The following is a 327-nucleotide window of genomic DNA, read 5'->3' on the forward strand; positions in this document are numbered from 1 at the left end:
TTGAAGGGCGAGGAGACCGCAGCCGAACTGGCGAGCCGATTTGGAGTGCATCCGACGATGATCCACCAATGGAAACGCGCTTTGCTTTGCTCGAGGGCGCATCCGGTGTGTTTGAGCGCGGTGGCCGTAAAAAGCCCGAGATCGACGAAGAGCAAGTGAAGGAACTCCATGCCAAGATAGGGGAGCTGGCGGTAGCCAACTCTTTTTTGGAACGAAAGCTCAAGCCCTGGGGCGGGAAGTGAGGCGCGGCATGGTGGAGCCTGATCACCCCCAGCTGTCTGTCGTCCAGCAGTGCAAGCTGCTGTCGATTGCGCGCTCGTCTTTCTA

1 pseudogene is annotated in these 327 nt (G+C 58.7%); it reads left to right on the forward strand.

From position 1 onward, the window contains the following. A pseudogene (locus tag A3722_RS24355) lies at positions 1-242 on the forward strand (hypothetical protein); the annotation flags it as partial. Between the last annotated feature and the right edge of the window lie 85 nt (positions 243-327).

This window comes from Sulfitobacter sp. HI0027 (assembly GCF_001634775.1).
GTDB lineage: Bacteria > Pseudomonadota > Alphaproteobacteria > Rhodobacterales > Rhodobacteraceae > Sulfitobacter.